This window comes from Nocardia sp. NPDC051911 (assembly GCF_040681035.1).
GTDB lineage: Bacteria > Actinomycetota > Actinomycetes > Mycobacteriales > Mycobacteriaceae > Nocardia > Nocardia sichangensis.
The window spans coordinates 12,321-29,806 of sequence record NZ_JBFAXY010000016.1 but is presented as its reverse complement, the minus strand read 5'-3'; the positions used below and the strand labels follow the sequence as shown (position 1 = coordinate 29,806).

Below are 17,486 nucleotides of genomic sequence, written 5' to 3'. Positions count from 1 at the left end.
CGCCTCGCTGATTCGCTCGCTACGCCCGCTCATCGCCACCCTCCGCGGTCACCGGAGTTGTCGGCGCCGCTGGAGAGGTATCCAGGGAATCCATCGGCCAGCCATGCGGCCAACTCTTCGAACGCGAGCACGGTCTCCTTCTCCAACAGCCGCAGATCGATCTCGCCGCCCTCGGCCAAGTGCGCGTCGTAGGGCAGCACACAGGTGGGGCGCTGCGCGCTCTCGAACAGTTTCTCGATCGCGTCCACGTCGACGGTCGGCTTCAGCGGCTGATGGTGCACGATGCCGACGATCGACTTCGCGATCAAATGTTGCAGGCCATGGGAACTCAGCCAGTTCAGTGTGGCCACCGCGCCGGTCACGCCGCCGACGGTGGCCGGAGTGACGACCACGACGGCGTCGCTGGTCTGCAACACCGTCGACGTGACCGAATCCAGCACGCCGGTCCCGCAGTCGACCACCAGCAGATTGAAGTGCTTGCGCAGCACTTCCACGGCGGTGCTGTACTCGCGGCCGGACAACGCCTCGGTGGCCTCGGTGCTCCATGGCGACGCGATCACCGCGAGATCGGAGGAATTGATCGAGGTGAACGACTGCACCGCGGAGAATGCGTCGAGGTTCTGGGACTGCGCCAGATCGCGCAGCGTCAGGCCGTACGGGTGCCTGCAGGTACGGGTGGAGAGATCGCCGAAGTCCGGGTTCGCGTCGATCGCGACCACCCGGTCCGGGCGCAGGCCCGCGAAGGTCGACCCGAGCGTCGCCGCGGTGGTGGTGCGGCCGACGCCGCCCTTCACGCTGATCACCGCGATCTGATAGGTAGTGGTCAGCTGGGTCCGGATTCGCGCTTTGCGATCCTCGGCACGCTGTTCGGCGGGCGAGAGCCCGAGGTTGAAACCGACTTTGTTGAGCGCGCCCCGCATTCCCGAGGAGGAGCGCAGCTGCGCGCGTTTCGCGGCGGAGATGTCGGCGAGCAGTTCGATCGAACTGAGCGCGGCGGGCAGCACCTCGATCCGCGGCGTCGGCTCATAAGCGGTGCGGTCGACGCGCTCGGGGACCCAGGGGGTCGCCGAGCCGGACGACCACTCCTGATTCGCGGATGCGGCGTCGGTGCGCGCGATCGCTTGGGACGGCGTGGCGGACTGCTGCTCGGCCCGGTACTGCTCGGCGGACCGCTGCTGTGCCGAATACTGTTGCGCTGCTCTCGGCGCTGCCGCGGGCGGCGCCGAGTAATCCGGCGAAGGCGTGCCCGCCTGCGGCGGAGCGGAATTGAACTGAGGTGGTGGCGTACTCGTCTGCGCGGGCGGGACATTCGCCTGGGGCGGCGGCGCGCTTGCCTGCGCATTCATTTGCGGCGGCAGCGTGCTCGCGCCAGTCGGCGGCGTCACCATCGCCTGTGTGGAGCGTGGCTCGGATTCCCCGGCGGGCGACCGTGGCTCACGCGGAGCGCCGATCACGGGGTCGACGAGGGTGGGGTTGTCGGCGTCCTGCCGGGTCTCGGGGGCGGGGCCGGGTGCGACGGCCGCGTCGCTCAGCTCGTTCGTCGGTGCGAAGTACGCGTCGTAACCACCGCGAGCGCGCGCGGACTCGGCCGAATGACCGTTGATGCTCGGTGCTCGGTTCATTTCCGTCGTCCTCTCGACAAACACGGTCCGACGTTCAGTTCAGTCTGCTGGTGTCGAACCAACTTCGACCGGGCAGCAGGTCGACCAACGCCCCGATACCCGACCGCAAGGCCGCGTCGTCGCCCGGCGCATATCTCGCCCACTTCTGTCCGTCCATCGCGACGCTCGGCGTCACGATGATTCGCCCCGACAGGGTATCCAGCACGTTCACGCTGAATTCGGGCTCCGCCGAGCTACCGTCATGGTGCTCGATCATCACCACCTCCGCCCGTCGTACCACCTCGTCCAGAACCCGGCTCAGCACCGCGGCGGCATGCGGTTCCGCACCGAGTTCCACCAGGGCACGCCGCCGTTCGTCCTGGTCGTCGGGAATCTCGCCGAATTGCTCGACCGGCGCGGCGATCGACTCGAACCGCAACGCCTGCGCCGGACCGAGCGCGGACGCGACTGCGGCCGACAAGGTGTCGAGCTGGCGGTCCTGCTGGAACACCGACTGAATGACGACGTGGTCATCGGAGCGCACCGCGAGCACATGGGTCTCGCCCGCGCGCACCAGCGACATCCGCAGCATTCCCTTCGACTCGCCATCCAACCCGGTATCCAGGATCCGGACATCCATTTCCACATCCGGGCGGTACAGACTGGTGAGCCAATGCTCGACCACCGGGTGCACGCGACCGTCCTCGAGCACACCCACTTCGGTGAGCTGCGCGGCGACTACGGCATGCACCCGATCCCGATCCTCGATGCGGTAGATATTCGGCAGCAGCGCCAATACCGGCGGATAGGAATCGATGCCGACCAAATGCTGTAACAGCAGGGCGGCATCGACATTCAGGTCGATTGCTACTGGATCGTCTTCCACACCTTCCCCGAATGCATTGTGATCATCTCCCTCGACTCGATATTCGACCTCGGCGCGCTTCACCGGGGAGGTTCTGCGGAGGCGAGCACCGCTTCGTCTTCGTCCGGCTCGATGACGCCGACCGCCAGTACCAGTTCGGGCGTCGGCTCGTCCCTGTCATCGCGGTCGTCGTACTCGATGACCCCGATGACGGGAGCTTGCTCGAGGACCGGAACATCTTGAGCTTCGCCTGGTACGAACACCTTCGACGACTTCTTCTCGTCGTTACGGCGTCGTCGCATCCGCGCCTTGGGCGCGACCGCACCGCGTGGCGGGCCCTTGCGGGCCATCGGTCCGGACGCCGCTTGCTGCGGCATGGCGCCGAATGCCCTTCCGGCTCCGGGCGTCCAGTTGGCGGGCATCCGGAACCCGGTCGAGGCGCCCGGCATCGATCCGAGGCCACCGCGAGCCATATTCAGCGCGACGAGACTCCCGGCCCCACCACTCAATCCGGCCAACGTCGGCGAGTTCTGCGACGTGCCATAGAGCCAGGACTGGTCTGTGGCACCGTCTCCTACGCCGTTCGCTCCCGAATCACCGGACCAATTACTGGGATCCGCGTTCGCCAATTGCTCGGGATCGGTGCCCGGGTTCGCCGGATCCGTCGGCTGAGTCGGATCGGTCGGCTGAGTCGGATCCGTCGGCTGAGTCGTATCGGTGGGTTGGGTCGTGTCGGTAGGGGTCTTGTCGCCGACCGATTCGGAGCCGCCGTTATCCGATCCGGTCAACCTCTCGCTCGTCGACGAGGTCGACGTATGCGTCTGAGTTGGACCGCTTTCGGTATTGTTGGCCGGATTGTCGTACGACGGGTATTGCGTCTGCGGGTCCGGCCCTGCACCGCCGGTAACAATGGGCGGCGCCTCGATCGGCGGCGGCAGTGCGGCGAGCGTGGGCACCAGTGCCCCGGCGTAACCGGCCATCACCCCGAGGGCGGCGCCTCTGAGCGCGAGCAACTCAACTTCGGCTTCCGCGACCGCGGGCCCGCTCAACGGGCCCATGCCGCCGACGAGCGCGATCCCCTCCTGCAACCGCACCTGGGCAACCTTGGCGGCGACCGCCGCCATGGCGGCCTTCGCCGTGGAGCAGATGTCAGCCGCTCGGTCCAGCAACTCGCCGGTCGTCTCCGCCACTGTGGCCTGCTCACGCATCCATGCCGCGTGTTTACGGAACGCAGCCTGCGCCTGCTGAGAGGTGAGCGCTTGAAAGGTCCCGCTCATCTGGAGCATCGAGCCCTCGGTGTTGGCCGCGGCGGCATTCAATTGCATGGCCATAGCCCTGTAGGCATTCGCGGTCAACCGCGTCGTGGTAACCCCATCGCCGGCGAGCAGCGGGGCGATGATCGCCTCCGGTGCCAACGCGCCGAATACGACAGCAAGCATCTCATCAGCTTTCGCTCGGGCTATCCAGGCCTAGATGGCCGCTGACGCGATGTCCACCTGGGTACCACCGACCATGTCACCGGCGGCGAAGGCGACACCGACCTCCGGCAGGGCAACCGCGCCTTCGCTTCCCATGGCGACTCCGTTCGCCGTGGTGGGAAAGAACAACCCTGCTTGCTTGCCGCATGCGGCGGGAATGAGCGCGCTCACGTCGTCGAGACCCGGCGGAAACGGGACAGCGACGGGCGCGGCCGCACCGAGCATCAGCATCAAGTCCTCCGCGCTGACGCCGAGCTGGGAAGCGATAACCGGGAGATGATCCGGATCAACAGCGAGATACATGGAAGTCTCCTAACGACCGGCACCACTCTTGGCGAGTAGTACATCGAAAACGCTAAGGCATTCCCAGAGGTGGGAATGCCGTGAAAATGGGGCTGCACGTGGGATCTTGCGGGCCGCGGCGCCCACTCGGACCGCACCGGATCCGGCCCGAGGAGGTTCAGGGCTCAACCGGGCCGCCCGGTCGGCGGCCGCTCTGTGCGACGACGTTCACGCACCTCAGGTCGGCAGCGTCTACGCGACCGTTTGCCGGTACAGGCACTGCGGCCGACCCTCGGCAGCCGGATGCACACGGTAGCCCTCGGCAGTACCGGCTCCTCGTTTCGTCCGGGTCACAACGGTATGCACCGGGCCCTGGTCGACGGCATCGAGATGTTCGACCCAAGAGCGGGGCCGACAGAAAGAAGTCGATGCCATCCATGTTCCGGAGAACAGGGACGGCATCGACATTCATATCGATGGAGATCGGTTCGGCTTCCAACTCTCCCACCACGAGTGTCAGGCGACTCGCCCGTCGAGGCCATAGGTGGCGGACGGGACCGCGTCGGCCCGACGACTACGTGAACAGGCCCGAAAGCCGGTGATCCAGTGTCTGCACATCGCCACCACTGCCGGAAATCTTGGTCACCTTTCCGTTCAGGTGCGCCATGGCAGCCTCGAGCGCACCCAGCCTGGAGTGAAAATCCCGAGTGATGTCCGAGAAGGCGTTGGCGCCGTCACCTTGGAAGGTTGCCAGCGTCTCATCCCAGCGCTTCTTGACATCCGGAATGATCTGGTCGCGAATGCGGCCGATGATTTGTTCGGTATCGGCGGTGAGTCCGTCCACCTGCCCGTAGACGTTCTTGATTCTTCCCATTGTCCTCAAACCTTTCTAGAGCTGTATCGGGTTTCGTGGCCGTCAGAAATTGAGGTCGATCTTCGACTGATCCTGGCCGATGGCGGAGGTGTTCTCCATCTGGTTGTTGGCCCATGTGCCAGAGGCGTTTCCGACGTCGGTCACGCCGTCGTTACCCAGCCGCGCGATCTCACCCGCCCGGTCCATACCCTCCGCGTCGGCCTGGATCCTGGCCGCGTCCATCGGATCCATGATGCGGGTCTGCAACATGTTGCACAAGCTCTTGATGTGCTCGTACGTATTGCCGACCGCGTTGTAGATGGCAGTGCCGATCTCACCCTCGACGGCGGCAGGGAACTGATGCTGCACTCCGGACAATGCTTGCCCGGCCGACTCGAACTCGCCCAGAATAGTGGCGAACTGCACTCGGGCCTTACTCAAAGTATCGTGGTCGATTTCAGTGGTAAAACTCATGGCTCCTTGCCATTCCTTTCGAACAATGTGTTTTTTGCCGCTCGGCACGCCTACCGAGAAGCCTCATAGTCGGCGGTTCCCGCCTCGCGTATCGAAGCTGTCGAGCACCCCCATGAGCACCGCTTTCGCCGTCGCGTCCTCCTGGGTGTCGTCCTCGTCGCATTCGATGACGCCGATCGCCGGCGGTCGCTCCAGCACCGGCACGTCGAGCTGTTCACCTGGTATGGAGTCCTTCCCAGGCCTGCCCTTGTCCTCCTTCCTGAGACACCGCGTCCGAGCGGCCGGGGCACTGACACCCCGGCAGGCGGCACGAGTACCGGACGCCATCGATTGTCGGCGCGTACGGTGCGGCTCCAGAGACGACGTCCTGGCCCCACGCATCCGGCCCGCGCTCACCGACACCCGAATCGGCCGTTGAACCGGCCGACGACAGCGCACGCTCCACCATTACGCCCATGGCGAGAATCGATGCCTCGTCGATGCCAGCGCGGGCGGCCGACACGGCAACCAACGACGCTGCTCCGGGGCAGCTGGGGAGGATCCGATTCGCCTGCGGCCCCTCGGCGACGTACACGTCGAACGGCATGACTCGCCCTCTCTCTACCGGGCTACACGGTCGGTCAACTGCCGACAGCGGCGGCGCTACGGCTGACGAGAGCGTCGCAGACCGAATCGGCGGTCTCATAGTGAATTCCGACCGGGACAGAAGCGTTGTGGTACGGATTCGGTTCGGTGATACCGACATTGCTGTCGATGCGAGTCACCCACAGCGTCGGCTTCGCGGCACCGAGTCGGGCACTGATCACGGGAAGTTGTTCGGTAGGAACTGGCACTGGAACCATCGAAGCCTCCAATCGATCGGTGCCACTCACACTCGAGCGGTACACCAAGAACGCTAAGCTATTCCCAACCTTGGGGGACAAAGGAACCTCGGCCGTGCGGCGCGTTCACTCCGGCGTCCACGCGGCTTGGACCAAGTCCTTGCGGGAATGCAGCGGCTCCACGAAGATTCCCCTTCCCACCGGCTGTTTGGTGGGCTTCACGTCACCGATGAGCATGCCGTCCAGCCTCGACCCATCGAGGATGACGCCGGAACAGTTGAGGTTCTTGATCTGCCCGAGAACGCTGTCGTACATCGCGGAATCGGCTTGGGCGATATTCCGGGCCGCGACGACATGCAGCCCGGTATCGCGGCCATCGATCATGAGCTCCCGCAACGGATCGAGCGGATTGAGCTGTCCGCGTTGGACAACCATATGGTAGTCATCGATGACGACGAAGATTTCCGGCCCGCTCCACCACGAACGATCCCTGAGCTGTTGCGGTGTCACATTGTCCGGCGGACGCCTGCTTCGCATCTTGGCGACGAACGGCGGCAGATTCTCGCTGAGATCCCGAGCGCTGGTCAGATAGCCGACCAACTGGTCGTCGGGCAAGGCTTCCATATGCTGGCGTCGGTAATCAATCAGCAGCACCCGCGCCTGGTCCTTGGTGAAACGGGTGCGGATGGACTCCAGCAGTGCCGATACCACCGTCGACTTTCCGGATCCCGACGAGCCCAGCACGACCAGATGCGTAGATACGCCGAAGTCGTGCACAGCGGGACCGAGGTCGGATTCCCGGACACCGAACGGCACGACCAGTCGCTGCGCGAGATCGGTCGGCTCGGGGATACGCGCGAGGACCTCGCTCAGCGAGACCTGGCTCGGCAGCAACCTCACTTCCGGTGCCGTACGACCGTCGTGTGTCCGCCGCAATTGGTCGGCAACGGCGGTCAGTCCGGCAGCAACCGACTCGGCATCGCCATTCCCGTCCGCACGTGGCAGTGCGGTGAGCATGTGCAATCCTTCAGAGGAAATACACCGGCCCGGCCGATTCGGCGGGATGGCCGCCACGACACTCCGCTGCCCGGTGAAAACCGTATCGGTCAGGTCACCCAACCGCATTTCCAGGCGGGTCTGCACCATGTCTTTGATCTGTGGCCGGATCGCTGCCCACCGCGAACTGCTGATGACCAGATGGATACCGTAATTGAGGCCCTGTACCGCAATGGATTCCATCGTGGGCATGTACTCGTCGTAGAAGGGCCCATTCGTCGCGAATCCGATGTCCCAACCGTCGACGACGATGAACACATCCCCGTGGACATCGCCGGCCGCGGTCAACCGCGCGGACTCGGCGGCGGAGCCGCGGCGACGCCGAAACTCACGCATCGTGTCGATGCCGAGTTCGGTGAACAGCGTCTGTCGCATGGCGATCAAGTTGTTGATCAACGCGAAAGTCCGTCGAATACGGTCGGTGTCACGTGCGGAGGCCACGGAGCCGACATGCGGCACGGTGCGAAGACCGGACAGGCCGCCCGAGAAGTCCAGGCAATAGAACTGCACCTGTTCGGGCGTGTGGGTCATGGCGGCCGATACGACCAGGGTCTGCAGCGCGGTCGACTTCCCCGACTGCGGGCCACCGACCACGGCCACGTGGCCGCCCGCGCTGGACAGATCGACCGACCACACGTCCTGGCGCTGCTGGCGTGGCTTGTCCACGATCGCCAGCGGAAGTTGCAGCGCGCCTCGGGGAACGGCACCGACGAGCTTGTCGAGGGTGGGCGGCGTGCCGAGCGGCGGCAGCCACATCTTGTGCGCGGGCCTGCCGTGGCCGGCGAATTGCTGCAGCACGGTCTCCATGATGGTCACCGGCTCGCCTTCCAACGCGGGCGTCGGCGCGACCGGCTGCGGCGCGGCGATCGAGGCCGGACGCGCGTCGGCGATATGCACCGCGGTGAAACGCTGCGGCGGCCGGTATCCGCCCCCGGCACGCCGCACCCGCTGTGCGTTGGCCGTGGAGTTCTGCACCGGCGCGGTGTAAGGCTCACCGACATACGCGGCTTGGAACCGTTGCAGATCGCCTGCGCCGACGCGGAGGTAGCCGGCGCCGGGCTTCTTCGGCAAGTGATAGGCGTCGGCGGTGCCGATGGCGTCGCGCGAGTCGCTGGTCTGGTTGGTGCGCAGGGCAACTCGGTACGACAAGTGCGCCTCGAGTTCGCCCATCCGGTTGGCAGGCACCTTCTGCGAGGCGAGCAACAGGTGGATGCGCAGCGATCGACCGAGCCGGCCGATGGCCACGAACAGTTTGGAGAAGCCAGGATGCTGTTCGAGCAGTTCGGCGAACTCGTCGAGAATGATCAGCAGCGTGGGCATCGGGGGCAGGTCCGCGCCTTGCTCGCGCACTCGTTCGTAGTCCGCCACGCTGGCGAAGTTGCCCGCGTCGCGCAGAATACGTTGCCTGCGGGCCATTTCACCGTTGATCACGTCTTCCATACGAGTGACGAGATCGGCTTCCTCCTCCATGTTGGTCACGACGGCGGTGACATGGGAGAGGCGGTCGTAGCCGAGGAAGGTGGCGCCACCCTTGAAGTCGACCAGCAACAGGTTCAGTACGTCCGGCGAGTGCGTGGCGATTGCCGAGAGCACCAGCGTGCGCAGGAATTCCGATTTGCCGGAACCGGTCGCGCCGATGCACATGCCGTGCGGGCCCATGCCTTCCTCGGCGGACTCCTTGATGTCGAGATAGACGACACTGCCCGCCGGATCGTGCCCGAAGGGGATGTTCAACCGCGAGCGGTCCGCGTCTCGGCGCCGGGGCCACTGCAGATCGATGCGCACCGCGCCCGGATCGGGCAGACCGACCATTTCCTCCCAGGAGGTACCGCCGCTGGCTTGCTCGGCGGCCACCGCCTCCACCACTGTGGACAGCCGGTACGGCGAGATACTGCGCGCCATCCTGGTCATCGCCGCCACCGACAGCGTGTCGGCGACGCCGACGCGACGCAGGCCGCGGACGGTCACTTCGTTGAGCGACCGGTCGTCACGCACGGTGAAACGCAGGGCCCGCGGCAGATTCTGTTCGGTGGCGCCCAGCCGCAACCAGGTGCAGCCGTCGATGCCGGAGATGTCACGGTCGCTCGCGGGCCCGGCGACGTCGACGAGCAGCAGGAAGTGCGTGCGATCCAAGGTGGGCTGCGAATTCGCCGAGAACGGACCGCGATTGAGTCCGGCGAGCACCTTGGTGCGCAGTTCGGCGACGGTGCGGTAGACCATCCGGCTGGAGCCGATGGCGTCGGTCTCGTTCGGATGCTGGGTGTGCGGCAGCCATTTCAGCCAGGACCATTCCGGCGCGTCCGGGTCGGACAGCACCGCCGCGACCGCCACCTGGTCCGGTCCGTGCAGCACTACCACCTCGGCGATCATTGCGCGGACCAACCCCGACACCAGGCGCGGGTCGCCGTCGATGCCCACCTGCGGCGCCGACAGCAGATTGATCGCGACCGGCATGCCGCCGACCGTGGAATAGGCCTTGGCGAAGCGAGTCAGCTCGACGACGCCGACCGGGTCCAGATCGAACGTGGGCGCGGCTTCGGGGACGATCACGCGCACCTGGTTGGCGATGCGCCCGCGGCCGACCCGCACGCGCAGGAACTGCGGACTCGCGACCTGCACCTCCCACATCCGCTTGCCGCCGATCAACCGGGCGATCTCGTCGGGACCAGGGTGGGTGTAGCGGAGGAAGGTATGCAGCTCGGCTTCCGCCGCGTGCACCATCTTGCGGTTGTCGGTGATACTGCGCAGGTAGTCCTTGCGTTCCTCGTTCAGGCTCGCCGCACCGCCGGAATTGCCCCCGAAGGCGCCGCCCATCATGCCGAACATCGACACGACCATCATGGCCGGGAACATCAGCGTCATCGGGTTCATGGCACCGCCGCCGCGGAACATCATGACCATCATCCCTGCCATGGCCGCGACCATGACCACGGGCATGATCATCCGCAGCCGCGAAGGCGGAACCGGTTTGGGCAGCTCCGTCGGCGGTTGCAACCGCAACTCGGTCACGGCGGGTGCTTTGGGACCGCGCACCATCCGTGCGGGCCGGACGAATCGGCGAGTGCTGGTCACTGCGTTCCCCCGAGCCCGGCGACGATCTTGTTGTTCGGAATTCCGTCGTGTTGGATGCGAGCTTCCTTCTGGGACAGGGCGGGTCCGACCGCGAAGAGCGAGATGATGCTCCACGGCGCGGGGACCGGGGCGCGCAGGGCGAGCGAGGTCAAGGTGGGATCGCCGCCGCCGCCGCTGTTCGGCTCGGTGATGAGGCCGTAGCGCACGCCGCTGTCGGAGACCCAGTAGAGCGATTCCCGCAACGGCGATCCCGGCTCGGTGCCGGTCACCTGCACGAAACGGCCGGTGTCCCTTGGCAGGTAGGCAGCGTCCGCGGTGGTGCCGCGTGAGGCGGCGGAGGTCACCAAATCCACCGCGCGACCCTGTTCGTCCTTCGTCAGCGGCAACTGTCTCCCCACCAACAGCTCGGTGGCCGCGTTCGGATCGTTTCCCGAGCGCGACCAGTGCAAGCAGGTCACGCCGGATCGCTCCGGGTCGACCAGGCGAATGGGACGCGTCGGGTAGGTGGCGGTGCCCGGCCACTGACCTGGACGCAGGTTCGCCGCGATCACGTCGGGCCCGACGGTGCGGGTCGACACCGCGCCTTGCGAGTCGGCGTTGCGCACCATCGCCGCCAGCACCGAGCTGACCCGCACCAACCCCGACTGTGAGACGAGGTAGTACGAAACTCCCTGGTCCGGTGTCGATACGGTGAGTACCGACCCGACCGGCGTGGTCAATCCATTGTTCAGCGTGACCGACTCGCCCTTACCCGGTACGTCGGGCACCCGCAACGGAGGAGCCTCGGGAATGGCGTTGACCAAGCCTTTGGACGCCGCCATCACCGGAGCGGTCGAATCGATGCCGAGCGCCATGGCCACCGCGGTGGTCGCGAGATCGATCGCGGCGCGCACCACGCCTTTCTCGGCGTCGCCGTACACCAACCAGGTCGTGTTGTCGTCGCGCAGCAGACGTGCCTCACCCTCCCCCAATGCGCGATTGGCGTCGCCGTCCACGGTGAGCGGGCCGCCGATCGCCGTCGTGCGCACCGCGGAGCGACTCACGGTCGGCAGACCGGTCGCGGGGTTGACCGGCGCCGCAGCACCGGTTCGCGCCGTGTCGCACACCGTCCACGACGAATCCCTCTCGCCGGTGTCGACGATGCTGCCAGGCGCACCGGGAATACCGACCCACGGCCCGCGGGGAAATTTCGACAGCTCGTCCCGGGAGACCTGCACCGGCTTGTCGGGGGACCCGACGATCAACCGGGCCGACGTCAGATTCAGCGCCGGGAACAGCCGGTTGTTCACGCGCACGAACAGCGCGCCGGTGTCCTTCTCCGCGATGATCTTCGAGTCCCCCACCTTCTTGGCGGGCTTGAAGAACGCCAGCACGGCGGCGCCCGCGATGATCACGCACGCGAGCGCGATGCCGACGGTCAGCGCGGTCGAGCGACCGCGCTGCGGGTCATCGATCATCGACGCGTCGCGCCGGACCAGCGCGTGCTCGATCCGGCGCAGCAGAAAGCGCCAGCCGGAAATCTGGTGTTTGGTCACAACCCGGAAGCGCGCCACCGGTTCTCGTTCCTTCCGCCGCCCTGCCACCACACCGTAACCAGCGGTTACGGCATGAATACGACCACTATTCCCAACCTTGGGAACAGTGGATCAGCGGACGCCTCACACCCGCGTGCTCGGCGCCAAACCCTCCAGCGCCGCGGTGACATCGAACGCGTCGATCGTCATGAGCTCCTGGTCGGTCATCGCGGCGATATCAGCGTTCTCCCTGGTGAAGCGATAGTCGCGCTCGGCTTCGGCGGCCTCGACCACGTTGCGCACGAAACGACCGTTGCCGGCCAGATCGATCAATCGCCTGCCGTTCTTGGTCTGCCCCGCCAACTCCTCGCACCGCAGCCGCAGCACCTCGCGTGCCTGCTCGGAGAGGATCGAGTCCTTCTTCCGCGCGATGTGTTCGGCGATCTGCACCAGTTCGTCTGCGCCGTAGCTGGCGAAGCGGATGCGCTTGGTGAAGCGGGACGCCAGACCGTCGTTGGACGCGAGGAACCGGTCGATCTGGTCCTCGTATCCCGCGATGATCACGACGAGCTTGTCGCGATCGTTCTCCATCCGGGCCAGCAGCGTGTCGACCGCTTCCTTGCCGAACGCGTCGCCGCCGGAAAGACCTTCCTGGATCAGCGTGTACGCCTCGTCGATGAACAGCACACCGCCGAGCGCCGTGTCGATCAGCGCGTTGGTCTTGGGGGCCGTGTGGCCCAGGTGGGTGCCGACCATGTCGTTGCGGGAGACCTCGATGACATCGGCGTTCTCTACGACACCCAGGCCTGCGAAGATCTTGGCGATCACACGGGCGATGGTCGTCTTGCCGGTGCCGGGCGGCCCCGAGAAGATCAAATGCTGCGACTTGGAATCCACCGCGAGCCCGCGCTTGGCGCGCACCTGGTCCATCAGCACGCCTGACTTGAGCCGGTCGACCTGTTCTTTGACCGAGTCCATGCCGATCTGCGCCTGCAGCAGATCAGAAGCCTCCGCGAGGAGACTCTCTCGCTCCGCACGCGCCGCGCTGGCGGCCGCCTCGCGCGGATCGTCACCCGTCTTCGGATCCCACTTGTTGGTGCGGGAGGCGATGAGTTCCGCGGTGGCGACCTCGAATCGGTACGCCTTGTCCCGAACCGCGCGCTGCCATTCCTCGCGCTCGGGCCACAGCGCCGAGCCCTGTAGTCCTTTGAGGACCTTGTCGGCGGCTTCGTGGTCGCCGTTGTGCCGCATCAGCATGCCGAGCAAGAAGTGCGCGTCGGCCCAGATGTAGGACAGACTGCCCGAGGAGCTGTCCTCCACGATCCGCTGCGCGCGCGGCATGGCCTCACCGAAGCGACCCAGATGCGCCAACGACTGCGCGGTCATCAACTCCGCGGCGATGTCCAGCAGACCGTCTTCCAGTACCGGCCGCGCGCTGCGCAGCGTGAGCACATCCGGCCATTGCTTCGTCCGGAAGTAAAGCGACATACGCACGAAATCGGATACGTCGTCGCGCGGAACCTCGTCGAGAATCGCCGCGGCCTCCTGCCATTCACCGCCTTCGGCATACGAGCACGCCTGTGCGATGGCGATCTGGTCGCGGTCGGCCATCGCGACGCGCAGGCCGTACATGCCGATCTCGACCTGGCACCACAGGGCGCGATCGACCAGACCCGCCCGTTGTTGATCGCGGTAGAGGTTGTGCACCGAGCGATAGGCGCCATAGATCACCTCAGAGGTGACCTCCCCCGCCATGGCGCGCCCGAGCCAGGCATCGCACATGTCCGGGTCGAGATCGGTGGCAGCCCGAAACGCTGCCGCCGCGTGCTGTTCGTTGCGCACGCCACCGGCGACCAACCCAAGATTCTGAACACCCGTGTAGAACGCGTCCTCGGCCGCTGACACTCGGACTTCCCTTCCGCCGATCTAGCCTCATCGAACGATAGATTCCGGCGGTCACGCCCAGGACTCGACTACTTCCCAGCAATGGGAATACCCCAGCACGCCAGCCGCCGAGCCGGGACATGCCAATTTTGAACGTGCCATCAGTTAACGGTATGTTTACCTCGGGGTCGGCAAACATCCGCCTGCAGACGACCCCTTAGGCGGCGGCTGGCCAGCCGCGATCCGGTCCCTCCAGCCGCCGCGCAGCAGGTGAGAGGCTCTGGCGAAATTTCTTGCCGCTATTTAGGTGCACACTATTGAACGTTCCGACAGAAGAGGGTACTGTCTGAACACAGATCGCCAGTCCCTCATCCTGACGATCTGAACCCAAGGCAACGGCCGGTGGCACCGGCAGGCCACCGGCCGTTGCGGGGGTACGACACCCAGGCCGGTAGCACGGTGTGTTTACGTCTACCACTGCCACCACTTCGACTCAGCAACCCATTCCCGTGCTTGGGAATGGGTTTTCTTGTGCCATCGATCGTCCGCTCAGTCGCGCGCCCCCGGCGGATCCACGCGATCGGACGACGTCACCCGCGACGGAGCCGCCGCCGCGTCGGCGAGATGGACACTGTCGACGCCCGCTTCGGCCCCCTTCTCCCGGACCAAGCGCAGCGGCGGTCGCGCGGACGGAGCGTGCACCACGGCCGGAACGTCCCGAGTACGACGGGTCTTGGTCCACGGGGTCACCGCGGGCCGACGGGCTTTCGGAGTGGCCTTCACCGGAGGTTCGGGCTTCGGCGGTGCGGGATTCGACGGGCCCGACTGCGCCACGGCACGCCCCCAAGGGGTGGACGCCGCGGTGGAGCCCTGCTGGGTGATGGGCGGAATACTCGGCGAATCGCCCATGACGGGACTCTCTACCGCGGACCGGTCCGCTACGGACAGCTGGCCGGCGGGCGCAACCGCGTCGGATGCCGAGCCGGGCCGGTGCACATCGGCGTCGGGCGTCGAGCGCGCCGAAACCTCGGGCATCGCATCACGATTGGCGACCGGCGCGGCATCCGCTTGCGCGGAGATGGCACGGGGGGTCTCGAGCCCGGCGGGTCGCTGCGCCGCCTCGAAATCCCCACCGTTGCGCGCGATATCGGGTACCGGTGATTTCCTCGCGGGATCCGCGGCCGGATCACGTGGGTCCGCACCGGCAGGTGTGGCCGACCGGTCGCCGGCCTGGACCGGACCACCCGCGCGGCCTTCGGATCCATTCCGTTCGACCGGCCGGTCCCCGTTACCTATCGCGTTCGTGGCATCGCGCATCGCGACGGGGACTCGCACGTTGTCGGTGCGGTGTCCGTCGAGACCAATGTTCCCCTGTGCAGCCGGAGCGAAGCGTGACCCGGGCTGTGCGTCGCGCCCGACCGGGAATTCCCGCGCTGCGGGGGCAGGACCGTGCGGTGTGGGAGTGTCCGTCGCGGTGTGCTGCGCCACATCGTCGAACGGCGTCGATGTCGTGAAGTCGAGTTCCGCGACGTTCTCGGCGAATGTCGCCGCGTGCCGCATGATGTCGTCGGCGTGATCATCGAGCACCTTTGCGAAATGCTGCACCGCGTCGGGGTCGATGTCCAACCGGGTGGCTCCGCTCGACGAAGGGATGTCGAGGGCGTTGCGGGTGGCGTCGTACACGATCCCGTTGACCATGTCGTCGATGGCCTGCTCGAGCGGTTCGATGGCTTTGCCGACGACCTCGGCGACGATGTAGCCGACCAGGTACTGCACCATCTCCTCGCACAGGCGGCGCGCAGCTGCCGCGACCAGCGGCGCGGACGGAGCCAGCGGCGGCGTCACCATCATCGATGCATAGGTCGCGGCCAAGGCGGCGAGTTCGGCCAATACGGCGATCTTCACCGCGGTGATCACTGTCGCCGCCACTTCGAGGGCCTGCCCCACGAGCTCGCAGGCGCTGTCGAGTTGTCTCATGTGGGTAGCGCTCATGCCCGCCCAGGTGGCGACCAGCTGCTGGTAGGACTCGCCAGAGTAGAAGGCGCCCATCTGGTTTATCACACCGGTCGCCGAGTCGTGCGTATCCCGCACTTGCTCGGCGAAGGTCCGGACATGCCCCGCGAGGGCACGCACATCGTCCTCGTTGATGTCCGGGTAGGGGATGCCGCAGATGTTGAGGAACAGCGCGACCTCGCTGGGGATGTTTATGGCCACGCTGCGTTCTCCTCCGCGGTCACCGGCTCACAGCACCCGCACGACGACGGCTTCGCTCGGCATACGTGACCATTTCACCGTCGAACCCGTGTAGGGCGCCTCGATGACCATCCCGTTGCCCGCGGCCAGCTGCACGTGCTCGGGCCCTCTCGTGCTGAACGAGCTGGCAGGGAACACCAGGTCACCGGGACGCACATCCTCGGGATGCACCCGGACCCCGCTGTAGATCTGCTCGTATGTGGTGCGCGGCAACACCACTTCCCCGTGGCTGGCCTGGGCGACGGCGTACTGGGTAAGGCCCGAGCAGTCGAATCCGCCGCCGCTCGGACCACCCGCGCCGCCGCCACCCCAGACATACGGCGTGCCGAGCCAGTTACTGGCGGCCAGTACCGCGTTGCTGCCGATCGTCCCGTCTGAGGGCACCATGCCGCTGCGACGCAACCGAGACGAGGACCTGGCCCTGGAACGCGTCCGTCGCCGCCGCCGAGGAGCGCCGCCGTGCCCGGCCTGCCGGGTCACCGGCGTCGCGGGCGGCATGATCTGCGCGGCCTGCTGACGCGCGGCGGCGACATCGGCGTCGACCTGCTTGGTGGCATTCGAGATGGTGGTCTGCGCGGCATCCAGCAACGCGGGACCGCTGAAGCGGGTGTCGCCCACCGCGGCGATCGCCTGTATCCGGCTCTGGAGATCCGCGATCTGGTTGGTCAGACGACCGCGGCTGTTGACTGTTCCGTCACCGGATTCGCCCACGGCCTTCTGCACGATGCTGTCCTTGCCCGCATGCGATTCCGCGATCGACAACTGCATGCCCTGCGCCTCGCCGTACCGACGCGCCGCCACGCCGGAATGGGCACCCAGGTCGGCGGCGATCGCTTGGGTCGTGGTCGCCGCCTGGCCGGCGGGCTGGCCGTCGCCGTAGAGCGCAAGCAGCGATCGGAGCACTCCGTCCAGGTCGTTCGTCAGTGCCGGTGCCATTCGACCGACTCGCCATCGCTCATCACCGACCGCCTCTCACACGCTTCCAAATATTGTGTCGCCCGAACCGATTCCGCCGTATTCCCATTCCTGGGTGGGTAATCGAACTATGAACCACTTCCCAGAATCGGGAAGCCGGGAGAATGAGGGTGACTTCTGAGAGGCGGTGGCGGCTGCATGGTAACGACGGCGACGAATACCCAAGCCAAGAAGGCAACGGCGTCCGCATCCGCCACTCTGGCGAGCTATGCCTCCGACGCCAAGCATGTGGTGCCGATCCATTTGCACTGCCCGCCCGGTGCGTCGGAAGGGCTGCGCGCCTTCATCGCGATGGCGGAGACCGCCATCCAAACCGCCGTCGACCTGCTCGGCCGCGGCATGCCCAAGCCGCCGCCGG

The 17,486-nt window shown here is 66.3% G+C and carries 12 protein-coding genes; all 12 read right to left on the bottom strand.

Features of this window, described 5'->3' with window-relative positions:
* Positions 1 to 29: 29 nt before the first annotated feature.
* Complete coding sequence (locus tag AB0L97_RS20690; protein WP_364431863.1) at positions 30 to 1,622, bottom strand: AAA family ATPase; 1,593 nt, start codon at positions 1,620 to 1,622, stop codon at positions 30 to 32.
* A gap of 34 nt (positions 1,623 to 1,656) precedes the next feature.
* Positions 1,657 to 2,487, bottom strand: coding sequence for an ESX secretion-associated protein EspG (locus AB0L97_RS20685; protein ID WP_364431860.1), 831 nt, complete (start codon positions 2,485 to 2,487; stop codon positions 1,657 to 1,659).
* A gap of 59 nt (positions 2,488 to 2,546) precedes the next feature.
* Entirely contained in the window at positions 2,547 to 3,905 is a 1,359-nt protein-coding gene (locus AB0L97_RS20680) for a PPE domain-containing protein (RefSeq protein WP_364431857.1), read from the bottom strand.
* 30 nt (positions 3,906 to 3,935) lie between these two features.
* Complete coding sequence (locus AB0L97_RS20675) at positions 3,936 to 4,247, bottom strand: PE domain-containing protein (RefSeq protein WP_364431854.1); 312 nt, start codon at positions 4,245 to 4,247, stop codon at positions 3,936 to 3,938.
* Positions 4,248 to 4,800: 553 nt separating this feature from the next.
* Positions 4,801 to 5,100, bottom strand: coding sequence for a hypothetical protein (locus AB0L97_RS20670; RefSeq protein ID WP_364431851.1), 300 nt, complete (start codon positions 5,098 to 5,100; stop codon positions 4,801 to 4,803).
* A 42-nt stretch (positions 5,101 to 5,142) separates the two neighbouring features.
* The gene (locus AB0L97_RS20665; RefSeq protein WP_364431848.1) at positions 5,143 to 5,553 is read right to left on the bottom strand and encodes a hypothetical protein; all 411 of its coding nucleotides are present in this window, start codon (positions 5,551 to 5,553) and stop codon (positions 5,143 to 5,145) included.
* Positions 5,554 to 5,616: 63 nt separating this feature from the next.
* Positions 5,617 to 5,757, bottom strand: a complete 141-nt coding sequence (locus AB0L97_RS20660) for a hypothetical protein (RefSeq protein ID WP_364431845.1) — start codon at positions 5,755 to 5,757, stop codon at positions 5,617 to 5,619.
* A gap of 743 nt (positions 5,758 to 6,500) precedes the next feature.
* Entirely contained in the window at positions 6,501 to 10,502 is a 4,002-nt protein-coding gene (gene eccCa, locus AB0L97_RS20655) for a type VII secretion protein EccCa (protein WP_364431842.1), read from the bottom strand.
* Positions 10,499 to 12,055, bottom strand: a complete 1,557-nt coding sequence (gene eccB, locus AB0L97_RS20650; protein ID WP_364431839.1) for a type VII secretion protein EccB — start codon at positions 12,053 to 12,055, stop codon at positions 10,499 to 10,501. Before eccB ends, eccCa begins: the two co-directional genes overlap by 4 nt.
* A 105-nt stretch (positions 12,056 to 12,160) precedes the next feature.
* On the bottom strand, positions 12,161 to 13,921 hold the full coding sequence (gene eccA, locus AB0L97_RS20645; RefSeq protein WP_364431836.1) for a type VII secretion AAA-ATPase EccA: 1,761 nt from the start codon (positions 13,919 to 13,921) through the stop codon (positions 12,161 to 12,163).
* A 528-nt stretch (positions 13,922 to 14,449) separates the two neighbouring features.
* Complete coding sequence (locus tag AB0L97_RS20640) at positions 14,450 to 16,114, bottom strand: hypothetical protein (protein ID WP_364431833.1); 1,665 nt, start codon at positions 16,112 to 16,114, stop codon at positions 14,450 to 14,452.
* Between the two features lie 27 nt (positions 16,115 to 16,141).
* Entirely contained in the window at positions 16,142 to 17,089 is a 948-nt protein-coding gene (locus tag AB0L97_RS20635) for a C40 family peptidase (RefSeq protein WP_364431830.1), read from the bottom strand.
* Positions 17,090 to 17,486: the final 397 nt, after the last annotated feature.